This is a genomic window from Streptomyces sp. NPDC088725, assembly GCF_044751305.1.
GTDB lineage: Bacteria > Actinomycetota > Actinomycetes > Streptomycetales > Streptomycetaceae > Streptomyces.
On sequence record NZ_JBIVLO010000001.1, the window covers coordinates 369,545 to 385,609 of the forward strand.

17 protein-coding genes are annotated in these 16,065 nt (G+C 70.4%); 6 read left to right on the forward strand and 11 right to left on the reverse strand.

The window, feature by feature from the left end:
• Positions 1-121 precede the first annotated feature (121 nt).
• On the reverse strand, positions 122-1,489 hold the full coding sequence (locus tag ACIP6N_RS01595; protein WP_401811957.1) for a DUF692 domain-containing protein: 1,368 nt from the start codon (positions 1,487-1,489) through the stop codon (positions 122-124).
• Between the two features lie 347 nt (positions 1,490-1,836).
• On the reverse strand, positions 1,837-2,562 hold the full coding sequence (locus tag ACIP6N_RS01600; RefSeq protein WP_401811958.1) for a peptidyl-tRNA hydrolase: 726 nt from the start codon (positions 2,560-2,562) through the stop codon (positions 1,837-1,839).
• Positions 2,563-2,634: 72 nt separating this feature from the next.
• Here ACIP6N_RS01600 and ACIP6N_RS01605 point away from each other — a divergent pair, with 72 nt between their 5' ends.
• Positions 2,635-3,312, forward strand: a complete 678-nt coding sequence (locus ACIP6N_RS01605; RefSeq protein WP_401811959.1) for an AIM24 family protein — start codon at positions 2,635-2,637, stop codon at positions 3,310-3,312.
• 290 nt (positions 3,313-3,602) lie between these two features.
• The gene (locus tag ACIP6N_RS01610) at positions 3,603-3,755 is read left to right on the forward strand and encodes a hypothetical protein (protein ID WP_401811961.1); all 153 of its coding nucleotides are present in this window, start codon (positions 3,603-3,605) and stop codon (positions 3,753-3,755) included.
• Between the two features lie 117 nt (positions 3,756-3,872).
• Here ACIP6N_RS01610 and ACIP6N_RS01615 read toward each other — a convergent pair whose 3' ends face one another.
• The 7 genes from ACIP6N_RS01615 to zapE all read right to left on the reverse strand — a co-directional run bounded on the left by ACIP6N_RS01615 (position 3,873) and on the right by zapE (position 11,638).
• Positions 3,873-4,724 (reverse strand): polysaccharide deacetylase family protein, encoded by an 852-nt coding sequence (locus ACIP6N_RS01615; protein WP_401811963.1) that lies wholly within the window; start codon positions 4,722-4,724, stop codon positions 3,873-3,875.
• 132 nt (positions 4,725-4,856) lie between these two features.
• Positions 4,857-7,292 carry a GH92 family glycosyl hydrolase gene (locus tag ACIP6N_RS01620; RefSeq protein ID WP_401811965.1) on the reverse strand — a complete coding sequence of 812 codons (2,436 nt, stop codon included), beginning with the start codon at positions 7,290-7,292 and terminating at the stop codon, positions 4,857-4,859.
• Between the two features lie 170 nt (positions 7,293-7,462).
• Positions 7,463-7,786 carry a hypothetical protein gene (locus tag ACIP6N_RS01625; protein ID WP_401811967.1) on the reverse strand — a complete coding sequence of 108 codons (324 nt, stop codon included), beginning with the start codon at positions 7,784-7,786 and terminating at the stop codon, positions 7,463-7,465.
• A gap of 37 nt (positions 7,787-7,823) precedes the next feature.
• Positions 7,824-7,970 carry an NUDIX domain-containing protein gene (locus ACIP6N_RS01630; protein WP_401811968.1) on the reverse strand — a complete coding sequence of 49 codons (147 nt, stop codon included), beginning with the start codon at positions 7,968-7,970 and terminating at the stop codon, positions 7,824-7,826.
• A gap of 31 nt (positions 7,971-8,001) precedes the next feature.
• Positions 8,002-9,723 (reverse strand): methionine--tRNA ligase, encoded by a 1,722-nt coding sequence (gene metG, locus ACIP6N_RS01635; RefSeq protein WP_401811970.1) that lies wholly within the window; start codon positions 9,721-9,723, stop codon positions 8,002-8,004.
• 288 nt (positions 9,724-10,011) lie between these two features.
• The gene (locus tag ACIP6N_RS01640; protein ID WP_401811971.1) at positions 10,012-10,437 is read right to left on the reverse strand and encodes an OsmC family protein; all 426 of its coding nucleotides are present in this window, start codon (positions 10,435-10,437) and stop codon (positions 10,012-10,014) included.
• A 79-nt stretch (positions 10,438-10,516) separates the two neighbouring features.
• Positions 10,517-11,638 (reverse strand): cell division protein ZapE, encoded by a 1,122-nt coding sequence (zapE, locus tag ACIP6N_RS01645; RefSeq protein ID WP_401811972.1) that lies wholly within the window; start codon positions 11,636-11,638, stop codon positions 10,517-10,519.
• A gap of 37 nt (positions 11,639-11,675) precedes the next feature.
• On the opposite strand from zapE, the gene ACIP6N_RS01650 reads away from it, so the two are divergent.
• The 4 genes from ACIP6N_RS01650 to msrB all read left to right on the forward strand — a co-directional run bounded on the left by ACIP6N_RS01650 (position 11,676) and on the right by msrB (position 15,009).
• Positions 11,676-12,470 (forward strand): pyrimidine reductase family protein, encoded by a 795-nt coding sequence (locus tag ACIP6N_RS01650; RefSeq protein ID WP_401811973.1) that lies wholly within the window; start codon positions 11,676-11,678, stop codon positions 12,468-12,470.
• A 155-nt stretch (positions 12,471-12,625) separates the two neighbouring features.
• Positions 12,626-13,096, forward strand: coding sequence for an indole-3-glycerol phosphate synthase (locus ACIP6N_RS01655; protein ID WP_401811974.1), 471 nt, complete (start codon positions 12,626-12,628; stop codon positions 13,094-13,096).
• Positions 13,097-13,147: 51 nt separating this feature from the next.
• Entirely contained in the window at positions 13,148-14,551 is a 1,404-nt protein-coding gene (gene murC, locus ACIP6N_RS01660; RefSeq protein WP_401811976.1) for a UDP-N-acetylmuramate--L-alanine ligase, read from the forward strand.
• Between the two features lie 50 nt (positions 14,552-14,601).
• Entirely contained in the window at positions 14,602-15,009 is a 408-nt protein-coding gene (gene msrB, locus ACIP6N_RS01665) for a peptide-methionine (R)-S-oxide reductase MsrB (protein WP_401811978.1), read from the forward strand.
• A gap of 85 nt (positions 15,010-15,094) precedes the next feature.
• Here msrB and ACIP6N_RS01670 read toward each other — a convergent pair whose 3' ends face one another.
• Positions 15,095-15,301: a hypothetical protein gene (locus ACIP6N_RS01670; RefSeq protein ID WP_401811979.1), complete on the reverse strand. Its 207-nt coding sequence runs from the start codon at positions 15,299-15,301 to the stop codon at positions 15,095-15,097.
• 435 nt (positions 15,302-15,736) lie between these two features.
• Positions 15,737-15,988 carry a hypothetical protein gene (locus ACIP6N_RS01675; protein ID WP_401811980.1) on the reverse strand — a complete coding sequence of 84 codons (252 nt, stop codon included), beginning with the start codon at positions 15,986-15,988 and terminating at the stop codon, positions 15,737-15,739.
• Positions 15,989-16,065 lie beyond the last annotated feature (77 nt).

Below are 16,065 nucleotides of genomic sequence, written 5' to 3' on the forward strand. Positions count from 1 at the left end.
CGACCCTGTTGCGACGAGGACCACTCAGGAGGCCCGTCCCGGCGTGCGGAAAGGACAGGGGTGTGCGGGAGGCCAACGGTCGGGGCCCGTGGAATGCGCGGCGCGTTCGAGGGAAGCCCCGTCACCTTCTCGCGGTACGCGCCGCACGGGCGGCGCGCAGCAGTCGCGTGGCCCGGCGCGGCGGACGAGTACCCGCCCGCTCCTCCCACCACAGCGTCAGCCGGCACCGGGTGACGACCTCTTCGAGGCCTTCCGCGAACAGCAGATGCTCGGCGAAGTCGAGCGCGTCACGGCGGTACCCGCCGCGCATGGGGCTGGTCGCGGCGTACGCGAGGAACGCGGCGCGGTAGCCGTCCCCGAGGATGACCGGCACTTCGGGGGCGATCCTGGCGACCACATCCGCGCGCTTCGCGGCGAGGGCGCGGCTCTGCACTCCGAGGCGCCGGGAGTCGAAGCCCGCCGGTACGGGTGTCCCGGCGACCAGGGAGGAGAGCAGCGCGGTCTGCCCGAGCGCGAGCCGGGCCCGGGCGTCGTTGCTGTCGTCGCTCTCGTCGGTGGGCCAGTCCGGCTGATCGGTCGGCCAGTGCGGCTGGGTCGCCGCGCCCGGCGCGCCCCGCCGTGTCCTGCCGGGCGCGTTCCCGTCGCTCCGCTCCACGGCCGCGACCGCCATCGTCTTGCGGATCATGGTGAGTTCGGCCGCCAGCTCGGGCGCCGGCGGGAAGTCCTCGTCGCGCTCCAGCAGCACCCCGGGCGGCGCGACCCGCGCGCGCAGCTCCGCGAGGACGTCGAGCACCGGCTCCGTCACCGGATGGGCATGGGTGTCGTGCCAGACACCGTCCCGCTCGACGCCGCCCGCGACATGGACGTACGCGATGGCCTCGACCGGCAGTTCGTCTAGGGCCTTCGCCGGGTCCTCTCCGCGGTTGACGTGGTTGGTGTGCAGGTTGGCCACATCGATCAGCAGCCGGACCCCGGTGCGTTCCACCAGCTCGGCGAGGAACTGGCCCTCGCTCATGTCCTCGTCCGGCCATGAGATCAGCGCGGCGATGTTCTCCACGGCGAGCGGCACGGGCAGCGAGTCCTGGGCGATCCGTACGTTCTCGCACAGCACACGCAGCGCGTCCCAGGTCCGGGGGACCGGCAGCAGATGTCCCGCTTCGAGTACCGGCGACGCGGTGAGCGCCCCACCGGCCCGTACGAACGCGATGTGCTCGGTGACCAGCGGCGACCCCAGCGCCTCGGCGCGCGCCGCGAGGTCCGCGAGCCGCCCGGGACCGGGCCGGTCCGCGCCGCCGAGACCGAGCGAGACGCCGTGCGGCACGACGGTGACGCCACGCTCGCGCAGCCGTAGCAGGGAGTCCGGCAGGTGGCCGGGGCACAGGTTCTCCGCGACCGCCTCGACCCAGTCGATGCCGCCGAGGCTCTCCACGGCGTCCGCGATCTCAGGACGCCAGCCGATGCCGATACCGAGCTGTGGTGTGCCGTTCATGACTCCCCCGTCCGTCACGACTTCGCATCCGCCATGACCGCCCCGTACGTCCCGCGCACCCGGCTGTCGCAGAGGTGATGACCCAGCCGCGCGGCGATGAATCCGCGACGGAGGACGTTCAGAGGTTGATTTGAGGTTCCCCCTGATGCTGATCAACGCCGCGAACTGGCCACGGTACAAGCCGAGTTGGCCACAGGGGCGGCACGCGGCCGTGAGCCGGGGAGCGACGCACCGGCTTCGTCGCCGGACAGGCCGGCATGCTGCGCCGCATCAACCCCGCACGGTGATCTCGTCGTGGACCTTACCGACTGGCAAGGCGCCGGCGCCTGGCGGAGACCCCGCCCCGCTCAGCGGCGCAGCGCCGGGTGGTCGGCGATCACCGTCGCGGAGTTCGGGGCGATCTCGGTGAAGCCGGCGTCGCGGACCAGGGGGAGGCCGCTGCGGGTCAGCTCTTCCCAGTGGCGGGCGTCCGGGGTGCGTACGGCGAGGGGGAAGCCGGCTTCGCGCCAGATCTTGCGGTCCGTGTCCGACAGTTCCCACCAGGCGAGCTGCGCGCCGTGGCCGACCTGGGCCATCGCCTTGCCCGCCGACATCTCCAGTTCGGGATTGAGCCACAGGACCGGCTGCGACAGGTCGGGCGCGGCCGGCGGTTCCGGGTCGGCCAGGTCGGTGCCCGACACCTGGAGCTTGGCCAGCTCCTTGGGCCAGCCGTCCAGCGGGATCGGCGGGTAGACCCGTAGGTCCGCCGTCGACGTGGTGTCCGTGGCGGGACCCGAGCCCGTGACCTCGACGCAGGGCAGCTCGCAGGCCCGCCGCCACTCGCCGCCGCGTGCCCGCCGTACGACCTTGCGGATCCGGGCGTCCTGCCAGTTACGCATGGCTTCGGCCCACTCGCCCTCGCCGAGCGACCGTTCGTCGGAGAGCATGACGAGCACGGCGCGCGCCGCCGTCTCCAGGGCGTCGGTGCGGGTGGGGGGTGTGGCCTTCTCGATCCTGATCACCAGCGGCAGGACGAACTGCGGAGCCGCGTCGCGATCGGTCGGCTCACTTACAAAAGGGCTGTCGGTACTCACACGCTCCAGTCTGCCAGCAAGCCGCAAACTCCTTCTTGGCGGAACGAATCCCTCCGGTGGACGATGCACCGCATGAAGAGCGATCTGTTTTCCCAGCAGCACATGGCACAGCAGGCGACCGCCCCGGGAATGACTCTGCAGAACAGCAAATCAGTCAAGTACGCGGTCAACGGTGAGATGTACGCGCGGCAGGGAGCGATGATCGCCTTTCGCGGCAATCTCCAGTTCGAACGCAAGGGCCAGGGCCTCGGCAGCATCCTCAAGCGGGCTGTCACGGGCGAGGGCCTGCCGCTCATGGCCGTGCGCGGTCAGGGCGAGGCGTGGTTCGCACACGAGGCCGAGACGTGCTTCATCATCGACATCGAGCAGGGCGACGCGCTCACCATCAACGGCCGCAACGTGCTCTGCTTCGACGCGACGCTCTCCTACGAGATCAAGACGGTGAAGGGCGCCGGCATGACCGGCGGTGGCCTCTTCAACAGCCTCTTCACCGGCTACGGCAAGCTCGCCGTGGTCGCAGACGGCGACCCCATCGTGATTCCCGTCACCAGCCAGGCGCCGGTCTACGTCGACACGGACGCTGTCGTCGGCTGGAGCGCGCAGCTGCACACCTCGCTGCACCGCTCGCAGTCCGTCGGATCCATGATCCGCGGCGGCTCCGGCGAGGCCGTGCAACTGATGCTCCAGGGCGAGGGGTTCGTGATTGTCAGACCCAGCGAGGTCACCCCGCAGAAATCCGCGGCGAGCTGACGGGGCCGGCTTCAGGAGCGGCGGTCGGCGCGTTGTGCGACCGGCCGCTGCTCGCCGCCCGTGGCTGGTCGGTCGCGGCCACCGCGCTGGTCGCGCTGCCGGCGCTGGTGACGAGCGGTTCCCCGGCGAAATACGCGGTCGGCGCCCTGGTGACCGGTCCGCGGACGGCGCGCGGTCCCGGTGCCGGGCCTGTCGCTGATCGCCGCCGTGGCGGTGGCGGCGATCGCGGCGGCGGTGGCCGGCAGGCTCGCCGGGGCGGGGCTGAGCGGCGGGCTGAGTACCCTCGGGGTATGGCTGAGGAGACGAGAGCGGTCGAAGAGATCGTGTACGCGGACTGTGTGCTGTGCCAGGAGCCGACCGAGTACCCGGAGACGGTGAAGGGCGCCACGCTCTGTCCCGTCTGCGAGTGGCAGGAAGCCCAGCGGATGGCGTGCTCGGGCTGAGCGGTGCTTGGGCCGGGCAGCGCTCGGGTTGGGCAGTGCGCTCGGGTCGAGCCGTGACCGGGCTGAGCAGCGTACTCGGGCTGAACCGTGCCCGGCTTGAGCAGTGCGCGCGCCGGATCAGTTCTTCATCAGCTCCGAGACTCTGACCAGCCGGTAGCCGCGCTTGCGCAGTTCCGGAACGATCCGCGCCACGGCGTCCTCCGTGGCCGGCGCCGCGCTGCGCGTGCAGTGCAGGACGACGAGCGAGCCGGGCTTCACCTCGCCGAGCACCTGCTCGGCCACCGCGCCGGGATCCGTCGCGAAGGCGTCCCCGCTGACCACGTCCCACTGGACGGCGGTGACCCGGGCCGGTGCGAGCGCCCGTAGCGACGCTTCGTCGTAACAGCCGCCGGGGAAGCGGAAGTACGGCACCACCCGGTGGATCCCCGCCGTACGGAAGGCGGCGAAGGCGCGCGCCACATCCGTCAGCGCGCGGTCCGGGCCGATCTTCGGCAGTCCGTAGCAGTCGGACGTGAAGGAGTAATGGCTGTAGGAATGGTTGGCGATCTCGAAGAGCGGATCGTCGCCGATCGACCTCGCCTGGACGGGATACTCCTCGGCCCACCGTCCGGTCATGAAGATCGTCGCGGGCACCGCGAGGCGGCGCAGCAGTTCGATCAGTGCGGGGTTGTCGAAGCGTTCGCCCCGGGCCGCCCGCGGGCCCTGGCCGGCCGTCATGTCGGCGTCGAAGGTGAGCGCCACCCGCTTCCCGCCGGCCCAGCGGCCGTGCTTGAAGACGGGGGTGAGTCCGCCGGGGTCCGGGCCGAGGGTCGGTGGCCCCTCGGCCGTGGCCTGGTGCGGCACCGCCGGGGAGGAAGCGTGGGGGAGCGGGGCCGAGGGCGCGGCCGCGCCGCCACCGCAGCCGGTGAGGGAACTGAGGGCGGTGCCCAGGGCGGCGGCGGTGGCGAGGGTGCGTACGAGTCTGCTCACTCAGGAAAAATAAACGATCAATCAGACAAAACGGTTGTACGTCGGGCGAGTCCGACCGCGATTCGGCCGCGGAGTCCGGAAGCCTCCCGTGCCGGCCGTCCGCGACCCTTCGCGTCCGTTCCCGTCAGAGCGTCAGCGACGGTGTCCGTGCCCCGCACCGTGCCCCGTCCCATGCCCCGCACCACGCACCGGACGGACCGGCGCGACCGCCGTGGGCGGTGCGTCACGCGGGTCGCTGCCCCAGCTCTTGTTCGGGCTCGCGCCCATCACCAGCGTCAGCCGGCCGCCCGAGACGATCTCCTCGTGTGTGATCCAGGCGCGCCGCAGCGGACGGCCGTTCAGCGTCGCCGACTGCACGTAGAGGTTGGTGTCCGAGGTGTCCCGCGCCTCCACCGTGAACCGCGTACCGCGACTCGTGGAGTACGTGACCTCGGGGAACAGCGGGCTGCCGATCGCGTACACCGTGCTCGCCGGGTTCACCGGGTAGAAACCGGAGGCGGCCATCACGTACCACGCCGACATCTGGCCGCAGTCGTCATTGCCCGCGAGCCCGGCGGGCCCGGTGTTGTAGGCGTGCTCGCAGATGTACCTGGACCACTTCTGCGTCAGCCAGGGCGCGCCCGTGTGGACGAACATGAACGCCATCTGGTGGACCGGCTCGTTGGAGTGGTTGTACGTCTCGTTCCACTTCATCATGTCCTCGGGCGGCGTCTGCTCGAAGATGTCGTCGAGCCGGGTGTTGAACGCGTCCCGGCCGCCGAGAAGGTCCACCAGACCGTCGATGTCGTGCGGGACGAACCAGCCCTGCTGCTCCGGGTTGGACTCGACGCAGCCGTCCTGATCGCCCATCCAGCTGCCGTCCGCGTTGCGGCCGCGGAACCAGCCGGCGTCCTTGTTGAAGACGTTGCGGTAGTTCTTGGCGGTCTCGTCGAGCGTCCTCGCGTCGTCCGCGTGGCCCGCCGCCTCGGCGAACCGGGCCAGCGCGAAGTCGGAGTAGCTGTTCTCCAGCGTTGTCGACAGGCTGTTGTCCACGCAGTACCCGAGGGTGGACCAGTGCGCGAAGTCATTGCGGTTGGACCGATCGGCCGGGCCCATCGCCACGTCGCGGCAGTACGCGTACGCCTTCTCCGCGTCGAAGCCCCTGATGCCCTTGAGGTACGCCTCGGCGATGATGTTGACCGCCGGGTCCCCGACCATGGTGTCGGTGTCGGTGCCCAGCAGCTCCCACCGGGCGAGCCCCTTGACCGCGCCGGACTCGGTCAGCGCCAGCAGAGTGTTGATCTGATCACTGATGACCTGCTCGTCGACGATCGACAGCAGCGGGAACTCGGCCCGGAAGATGTCCCAGCCGCTGAACACGGTGCGCTGCGTGAACCCGTCGTGCCGTACGGGGCCTTCGCCGAAGCGGGAAGAGCCGTCGGCGTCGCTGGAGATCCGGGGATCGATCATGGTGTGGTAGAGCGCCGAGTAGAAGATCTCACGCTGCTTGTCCGTACCGCCGGTCGCCTCGACCTTCCCGGCCACGTCCGCCCACGTGGTACGGGCCTTCGCGCGGACGTCGTCGAAGTCCCAGCCGGGGATGGAGTCGGCGAGATTGCCGCGGGCTCCCGCCACACTCGTGAACGAGATCCCCGCCTTCGTCAGGACCTGCTCGCCGGCCTCCACCGGGAACTCCACGAAGAATCCGGCGCTGTCGCTCGCGCTGTCCTGTTCCCGCGCGCCGGTGGAGACCGTGTCGCCGTCCCAGGTGCCGAACGCGGTGACGGGCCTTTCGAACGCCATCGAGAAGTAGACGGTGTACGTGGGGCCGTTGCCGCAGATCCAGCCGCCGCCCGAGCGGTCGGAACTCATCGAGCCCTCGACGGTGTGGCTGTCCACGAGCTTCAGCTTCTGGGTCACCGTGTGCGACCCGTCGAAGCCGATACGGCGGGCCAGATCCACCTTGAGCCGTCCGGTGCCCGCCTCGTGGAACGTGAAGCGCAGGAGGCCGGCGCGCGCGGCGGCGGTGAGTTCGGCGCGCACCCGGTAGCGGTCGAGTTCGACGCTGTAGTAACCGGCCTCGGCGACCTCGCTGTCCTTGCCGAACGGGCTCTTGGCCGCTTCCCGGCCGGTGACCAGTTCGCCGGTCTGCGGCATCACCTGGAGATTGCCCAGATCGCCGTAGCAGCCGATGCCGCCCAGATGCAGGAAGCTGAACCCCTCGATCGTGGTCATGTCGGCGGAGTAGCCGCTGCCGTTGTCGCCGCCGCTGACGGTGTCCGGGCTCAGCTGGACCAGACCGAACGGGGTCACGGCCCCGGGAAACGTCTTGCCGCAGGCGGTGTCGGCCGAGGTGGTCAGCGCGCCGGTCAGCGGATTCATGAAGTCGACGGCGGTGGCGCGGCGTACGGTCCCGGCGGCCCGCGCCACGGCCCCGGCAGCGGGTGATCCGGCCGCTGCGGCCCCCGCTGCCGACCGCCCGGCCGCGGCGGCGGATCCGGCGGTCCCCAGCGCGACGAGTGCCGCCGCCGCTCCGCCGCTCGCGATCAGAAACCCGCGCCTGCTGAACGGATCGCCTTGCTCACTCATGGAACTTCCTCCTGGGACGGCGCGAGGGCACCGGGCTTCGACAACGTTGTCTTGCTCTGCGGTCGAACCTCATTCATGGCGCGGGCCGTGTCAAGACGCGCGGCACCCCTATACGTACGCACTTCGGGCAGTCGCAGGGCAGCGCGTCAGTGCTGAGGCGCGGCGGCGCGTCAGTGCTGCCAGGGCAGCGAAACAGGCCGCAGAGGCACCCGTCCCGCCGTCAACTCCTCTACCAGTGAGGCGAGTCCGAGGGGATAGACGGTGTCCGTGCGCGCGGCGAGCGCCGCCGGGGACCACCACCGGTGGCCGCCGTGGTGCGCGCTCTCGTGGGCCTCCTGCCCGCTGATGTCGACCTCGAGCGAGGTGACCCGGTAATGGAAGAAGTTGTCCTCGAACACGCCCTCGGCCCAGCCGAGATCGGCGTACCCGGACGTCCGCGCGACCAGCGGCCCCAGAGCGCCGGGCGGAACCGCGAGGCCGATCTCCTCGCGCAACTCCCGCGAGGCCGCCTCGGCCAGGCTCTCGCCGTCCTCACACTCCGCCGCCGGGAGTGAACCAGCGGTGACCGGCTCCCGGGTCGCCTGCCACCGTGTACCACTTCAGCAGCAGCACCCGGCCCCCCGCGTCGGTCAGGACGACACGGGCGGACCGGCGGCGGTACCTCTCCTGGTCGGGCATCCCGGCAGGCTACTGGTGCCGTACGGGCGCGTCACGCGGTTTCGGAACCGCCGAAGCGGGCGCGGTAGGACTCCAGGTCCTCGTCCGTGATCTTCGCGAACAGTACGGGCGGCACGGTGAAGGCCGTACCCGCCGCGACCGCGTCGAGCGACCGCGCCTGCTCCGGCGTGACCCAGGTGGCGCTGTCGTCGGCGAGTGCGAACGCGGCGCGCATCGCCCGCGCCGAGGACGGGATGAACGGCTCGGAGACGACCGCGTACAGGTGGATCAGGTTCATCGCCGTACGCAGTGTCAGGGCGGCGGCCTCCGGAGCGGTCTTGATCTCCAGCCAGGGAGCCTTCTCCTCCAGGTAGGCGTTGCCCGCGCTCCACAGCGAGCGCAGCGCCTGCGCGGCCTTGCGGAACTGCAGGGCCTCCAGCCGGCGTTCGTACTCCGCGAGCAGCCCGGCGATCTCGTCGCCGAGCACGCGCTCCGCCTCGCCGGCCGCGTCGCCTGCGGGCACCTCGTCGCCGAACCGCTTGCGGGAGAAGGAGAGTACGCGGTTGACGAAGTTGCCCAGGGTGTCGGCGAGGTCCTTGTTGACGGACGACGAGAACAGCTCCCAGGTGAACGAAGTGTCGTCCGACTCAGGGGCGTTGGCCATCAGGAAATAGCGCCAGTAATCGGCGGGGAGCAGTTCGAGCGCCGCGTCGGTGAAGATGCCGCGCCGCTGGGAGGTGGAGAACTTACCGCCGTAGTAGTTCAGCCAGTTGAAGGCCTTGATGTAGTCGACCTTCTTCCACGGCTCCCGGGTGCCCAGCTCCGTCGCCGGGAACATCACGGTGTGGAAAGGGACGTTGTCCTTGGCCATGAACTGCGTGTACTGGACCTCGTCGGCCTCGTACCACCACGACTTCCAGTCCCGCGAGGCCGGATCGGCGTCCGACCACTCCTTCGTCGCGGCGATGTACTCGATCGGCGCGTCGAACCACACGTAGAAGACCTTGCCCTCGGCCGCCAGTTCCGGCCAGGTGTCGGCGGGCACCGGCACGCCCCAGTCCAAGTCACGGGTGATGGCCCGGTCGTTGAGGCCTTCCGTCAGCCACTTGCGCGCGATGGAGGAGGCCAGCGTCGGCCACCGCTCGCCGCTGCCGTTGCCGTCGAGCCACGCCTCGACCTCCCGCTGGAGCTTGGACTGGAGCAGGAAGAGATGCCTGGTCTCGCGGACCTCCAGCTCGCTGCTGCCGCTGATCGCCGAGCGCGCGTCGATCAGATCCGTCGGGTCGAGGACCCGCGTGCAGTTCTCGCACTGGTCGCCGCGCGCCTTGTCGTAGCCGCAGTACGGGCACGTGCCGACGATGTAGCGGTCGGGCAGGAATCGGCCGTCGGCCACCGAGTAGACCTGGCGGATCGCCCGCTGCTCGATGAAGCCGTTCTCCTGGAGCGCGCGGGCGAAGTGCTGCGTGATCTCCGCGTTCTCCGGGGAGGAGCTGCGGCCGAAGTGGTCGAAGGCGAGGCCGAAGCCGTCGTAGATCGCCTTCTGGACGCCGTGCTGCTGCGCGCAGAACCCCGCGACGGGCAGCCCGACGTCCTTCGCCGCCAGCTCGGCGGGCGTGCCGTGTTCGTCGGTGGCGCAGATGTAGAGGACGTCATGACCGCGCTGACGCAGATAGCGGGCGTACACATCCGCCGGGAGCATCGACCCGACCATGTTGCCCAGGTGCTTGATCCCGTTGATGTAGGGAAGCGCGCTGGTGATCAGGTGTCGAGCCATCCTCGGATGCTCCTTCTCGAACGTACGTGAGGCACCGCGACCAGTGCCGGGGCGGACCCCGGAGCGCCGCGCGCCCGGGCATTGCGGGCGTTCCTCATCGTATCGAACCGGACACCGCTCCCGGCGACCGCTTTTCCGGCACCGGGGGTGCGTCAGCTGTGGAGCAGACCGGTGCGGCGGGCGTCGGCTCCCGGCGCAGAGAGTGAGTAACTGGCTACGGATGGTGTCGCATTGCCGAAAAAGGCGCCGGGCAGGGGGAATCCCCTGCCCGGCGCCCGTTCGTACGTGTCAGACGAGCGACGCGCTCAGCGTGATGCTCGTGCCCGAAAGCGCCTGGCTGACGGGGCAGTTCGCCTTGGCGTCCTCGGCCGCCTTGACGAAGTCCGCCTCGTCCAGACCCGCGACCTCGCCCTGCACCGTGATGTGGACACCGGTGATGCCGGTGCCGGGCACCAGGGTGACCTCGGCCTGGGTGGTCAGCTTGGTCGGCGGGGTGCCGGCCTTGGTGAGGCCGTTCGAGAGCGCCATCGAGAAGCAGCTGGAGTGGGCGGCGGCGATCAGCTCTTCGGGGCTGGTCTTGCCGTTCGCCTGCTCGGCGCGGGAGGCCCAGGAGACCGGCTGCTCCGCGATGCCGGAGGAGTCGAAGGTGACGAGGCCCTTGCCCTGGGCGAGGTCGCCTTCCCAGACGGTGTGTGCCTGACGCGTGGTGGCCATGGTGGAACCCTTCTGATATTGGTCGCGCGAAAGGATCGCGCGTCATCGCGCGGGATCGCACGTTCTTACGGCAGAGAACCTACTGGGCGACCAGCCCTTTCGCGTCCCGTGCCAGGGCTGTCAGCCGGGAGATCGCCCGGAAGTACTTCTTCCGGTAACCGCCGTTCAGCATCTCTTCGCTGAACAGACGGTCGAAGGCGACACCGGAAGCCAGCACGGGCACCTCCCGGTCGTACAGCCGGTCGGCGAAGGCGACGAGCCGAAGCGCCGTCGACTGGTCGGGCACCGGCCCGACGCCGGTCAGACAGGCCGCCCCAAGATCCTCCGTCAGCGCACCGTACCGGCTCGGATGGATCTTGGCGAGGTGCGCCAGCAGGTCGGGGAAGGTGTCCAGGCTCGCGCCCTCGGTGGCGTACGCGGCGCGCGTGACCTGCTCGTCGGTGAACGGCGGCGGCGCCTCGGGCAGACCCCGGTGGCGGTAGTCCTCGCCGTCGATCCGCAGCGTGCGGAAGTGCGCGGAGAGACCCTGGATCTCCCTGAGGAAGTCGGCGGAGGCGAACCGGCCCTCACCGAGCTTCCCCGGCAGGGTGTTGGAGGTCGCGGCGAGTGCCACGCCCGCCTCGACCAGCCTGCGCAGGAGCGACGAGACGAGCACGGTGTCGCCCGGGTCGTCCAGTTCGAATTCGTCGATGCACAGCAGCCGGTGACCGCCGAGGGCCTTTACGGTCTGCTGGAAGCCGAGCGCCCCGACCAGGTTGGTCAGCTCCACGAACGTGCCGAACCCCTTCAGCTCGGGCGGCGCGGGCGTCGCGTGCCACAAAGAGGCCAGCAGGTGGGTCTTGCCGACGCCGTAACCGCCGTCCAGGTAGATCCCCCGGGGCCCGGTCGCGGGCGCGGCCGGCTTCCCGCCGAACCAGCGCCGCAGACCGCCGCCGCTCGCGCTCCCGCCGGCGGTGCGGCCTTTGTCCGGACCGGCCGCGAAGGCGCTCAGGACCGTCACGGCCTCGGCCTGGCTGGACTGGTTCGGGTCGGGTACGTACGTGTCGAAACGTACGGAGCCGAAACGCGGCGGCGGCACCAGTTCGGCGACCAGCCGGTCGGGGGGGACGCGCGGCTCACGTGTGCAGAGGGAGAGCGGGGCCGCTGTGGCACCGGCATCGGCTATCGGGCGGTTGCCGGGGGCGGCGGGGGAGGACGACACAACCCCCAACTGTAAGGGCCGTGCCAGACTGCTCGGCATGCGACGCCTGTTCCCTGTGACCGACCAGACAGTCTCCACCGCGGACCGTGAGCGCGAGTGGACGCTCGACGAACTGGCCGAGGCGTACGCGTACCCGCCTCCGTACCCGGCCAGGGGGTCGGCGGGCGGCGGGCCCTGGGTGCGCGCCAACATGGTCTCCAGCCTCGACGGGGCCGCCCAGCACGACGGGCGCTCACAGCCGCTCTCCTCCGCCGCCGACATGCGCGTCTTCGGTCTGCTGCGCGGACTCGCGGACGCCGTGGTGGTCGGCGCCGAAACGGTTCGCCAGGAGGGCTACCGGCCGGCCCGTGCCCGGGAAGGGCTCGCCCGGCGCCGCAAGGAGGCCGGCCAGGGGCCCGCGCCCGTCATCGCCGTCGTCAGCGCGAGCCTGGAGCTGGACTTCTCGCTGCCACTTTTCACCGCGCCCGTCGTTCCCACCCTGGTGCTGACCGGCGCTGCCGCTCCCCAGGACCGCGTCCGCGCGGCGGGCGAGGCGGGCGTCGACGTGGTGATCGCCGGGGACGGACCCGGGGTGGAGCCCGCCCGCGCCGTGCGCGCGCTCGCGGAGCGCGGTCTCCTGCGGCTCCTCACGGAGGGCGGCCCGCGGCTGCTCGGGCAGTTCGTGGCGGCGGGAGCCCTGGACGAACTCTGTCTGACGGTGTCTCCGACACTCACTTCGGGGTACGCGCAGCGCATCGCGGGCGGCCCGGCCCTCGCCGTACCGGAACGGTTCGCACTGGCGTCGCTGCTGGAGGAGGACGGCTTCCTTTTCACCCGATACCGTCGGATCTGACCTGAGACGGGACCCGAGGCGGGACCTGAGGCGGAACAACCCGTTCCGGTTAGCTTCCGCTGGGCACACTTACTCTCGCAGACCCCGTGCGGGCACGGGGAAGGATGGTTTCAGCAGGGGCCACAGCGGCCCATGAACGACGAAGGGCGTCTGTCGTGTTCACAAGCGTATTGATGATCGAGAAACCCCTGACGCCCGAGGACGTGGACTTCGTCACCACCCTCCACGGGGATGACGTCATCTCCTTCATCGTGCTGATGCAGCCCCGGGGCGACCAGGCCGACGTCCTGCTGCGCGCCATCGACGATGTCGCGTACGGCGAGCTGAAGGAGGCGAGCCGCGAGGTCGACGAGCCGGAGGGCGGTGATGCCAGGCGGCCCGCAGAGCTGGCGCTGGCGCAATCGCTGGCGGCGCTGCGGGAACAGGGTTCCGAGGCGGTGGGCGAGGTCGTCGAGCAGCACCCGCTCGACCGGCTCAAGGCCGTCGTGGACGGCGCGGGCGCCGACGAGGTCATCGTGCTGACCGAGCCCCACTACGTGGAGGAGTTCTTCCACCGCGACTGGGCGTCCCGGGCCCGCCACAAGGTCGGCGTACCGGTGCTCAAACTCTTCGCGCACAGCGAATAGGCTGGGGGCCGGTTTTTCCACCACGTTCGCCCGCACCTTGGAGACATACGAATGGCACCCGGTACCGGTATCCCCACCGCCATGGAACGGCCGCACTTCATCGGCATCGGCGGCGCCGGAATGTCGGGTATCGCGAAGATCCTCGCCCAGCGCGGGGCCAAGGTCGCGGGCAGTGACGCGAAGGAGTCGGAGACCGCTCAGGCGCTGCGGGCGCTGGGGGCCACCGTGCACATCGGCCACGCCGCCGACCACCTCGCGGACGACGCGACCTGCGTGGTCGTCTCCAGCGCCATCCGGGCGGACAACCCCGAGCTGGTGCGGGCCGCCGAGCTGTCCGTCCCCGTGGTGCACCGCTCCGACGCGCTGGCCTCCCTGATGACGGGCACCCGCTCGATCGCCGTCGCGGGCACCCACGGCAAGACGACCACGACCTCCATGCTGGCCGTGGCGCTGACCGAGTTGGGTCTCGACCCCTCGTACGCGATCGGCGGCGACCTGGAGGGGCCCGGCACCAACGCCCGGCACGGCGAAGGGGAGATCTTCGTCGCCGAGGCGGACGAGAGCGACCGCAGCTTCCAGAAGTACGACCCCGAGGTCGCGATCGTCCTCAACGTCGAGCTTGACCACCACGCCAATTACGCCTCGATGGACGAGATCTACGAGTCGTTCGAAACGTTCGCCGGCAAGATCGTCCCCGGCGGCACGCTGGTGATCTCCGCCGACCAGGCGGGCGCCGTCGAGCTGGCCTCGCGGGTGCGCGACCTGTCCACGCTCACGGTGGTCACGTACGGCGAGGCCGAGAACGCCGACGTGCGGGTCCACAAGATCACCGCACGGGGTCTGACCAGCGAGGTCACTGTCGTGCTCGGCGGCCGCTACCTGACCTTCACGGTCTCGGTCCCCGGCCGCCACTACGCGCTCAACGCGGTCGCGGCGCTGGCCGCCGGGGTCGCGCTGTCCGTGCCCGCGCACAATCTGGCCTCGGCGATCGGCTCGTACACCGGCGTCAAGCGCCGCCTCCAGCTCAAGGGCGAGGCCGCGGGAGTCCAGGTCATCGACTCGTACGCGCATCACCCCACCGAGATGACCGCCGACCTGGAGGCCATGCGGTCGGCCGCCCCGGCCGGCTCCCGGCTGCTGGTCGTCTTCCAGCCGCACCTGTTCTCCCGTACGCAGGAGCTGGGCACGGAGATGGGGCAGGCCCTCGCCCTGGCCGACGCGTCGGTCGTCCTCGACATCTACCCGGCCCGCGAGGATCCGCTGCCCGGCGTCACCAGCGGCCTGATCATCGACGCGGCCCTGGCCGCGGGCGCCGAGGTCACCGCCGTACACGACAAGAACACGGTCCCCGACGTGGTCGCGGGAATGGCGAGGCCCGGTGATCTCGTTCTCACCATGGGCGCGGGAGACGTCACGGACCTCGGTCCTGACATTCTCACGCGTCTTTCCCGCTGAGATCCCAGCCGAGACCGCCCGTCCGAGGGCCTGACCGAGAGAGAGTGCGCATGTCGTACGACATCGACAAGCCGGACGAGCAGTGGCGCGCGGAGTTGTCCTCCGCGGAGTACGCGGTACTCCGCCAGGCCGGCACCGAGCCCGCTTTCGTCGGTGAATACACGGACACGAAGACCACAGGTGTCTATTCCTGTCGCGCGTGCGGCGCCGAGGTCTTCCGCTCCGACACGAAGTTCGAGTCGCACTGCGGCTGGCCGTCCTTCTACGACCCGAAGGACACGGACGCGGTCGAGCTGATCGAGGACCGCTCGATGGGCATGACGCGCACGGAGGTGCGCTGCGCCCGCTGTGGCTCGCACCTCGGTCACGTCTTCGAGGGCGAGGGGTACGCGACCCCGACCGACCAGCGGTACTGCATCAACAGCATCTCGCTGCGGCTGACGCCGGACGAGGGCTGACCGTTAACCGGCTGATGATGGTCGCGAGTGGTGCCCGCACAGGGAATTCTGTGCCGGCACCTTCGCGGTTTCAGCAAGCCGTGTGTCAAGCGGAGAGGGCCGCGCTGACCGAGCCGGCGTGGCTGAGGCCGTAGCGGGTCACGCCCCGCCGAACGGCCTCGCCGTGGTGGCCGGGGACGGCCACGACCGTCAGCCGATTCGTCAGCAGCGCGAAGCGGATGATCGCGTACGCCATCAGCCGGCGGGTGCGCCGGATCTGCTGCGGTGAGGGTGAGCTGAGTCCGCCGGACATTCGCGCCACGCTGGGAGACGAGCTGGTCCTCGGAAGTCATCGGTTGCCAGACGGTGCGGATGACAGGGGCGGGTTTGATGTCCTGGGCGTCGATGAGGGTGCGGATGTCGTCCGGGTCCGAGGTCCAGATGGTGGTGCCGAGACCGGCTGCCATGGTGACGACGGTGGCGTCGACGATGTCGGAGGTGCCGGCCTTGCCGCAGAGGATGCCTGCGGTCTTGGCGGTTTCGAGGCCGAAGGGTACGACGCGGCACCCGGCGAGGAACTCGCCGAGTCCGACCTGGCGGCGGGAGTCCCGCCATGCCTGGCTGACGGCGACGGACGGGATGTGGATGTCGCGGCCGTCTTCGAGGGCCAGGCTGTGGCGGGCCCACATGTGCCGGTCGCCGTCGTCGATGGCGATGAGCACCCCGGTGTCGTACAGGTGGGGGATGTTCACGCGGCGGAGGCTCCCGGTTTGCTGAGGTACCCGGCGTCGGCGGCGGCCAGGTCCGCGCGGGCGGTGGCGAGTTCTTCCGGGGCGAAAGCACCGTGTTCTGCCTGCCACTCCTGGATGACGGCCCGGCCGGCCCGCAGGCGCAGCTCGCGTGCAGCTGCTCCGGCCACGAGGCGGGAGAGTGGGATGCCTTCCTCCTCGGCGGCTCCGGACAGCGCTTCGACCAGGGATTCGTCGAGAGTGATAGTCACCTTCTTGGTCCCACACATAAACCGTAGCGCGGTACGGCCTTCGGTGCCGATGTGCGGATCACGTGCCGGCGGGCACG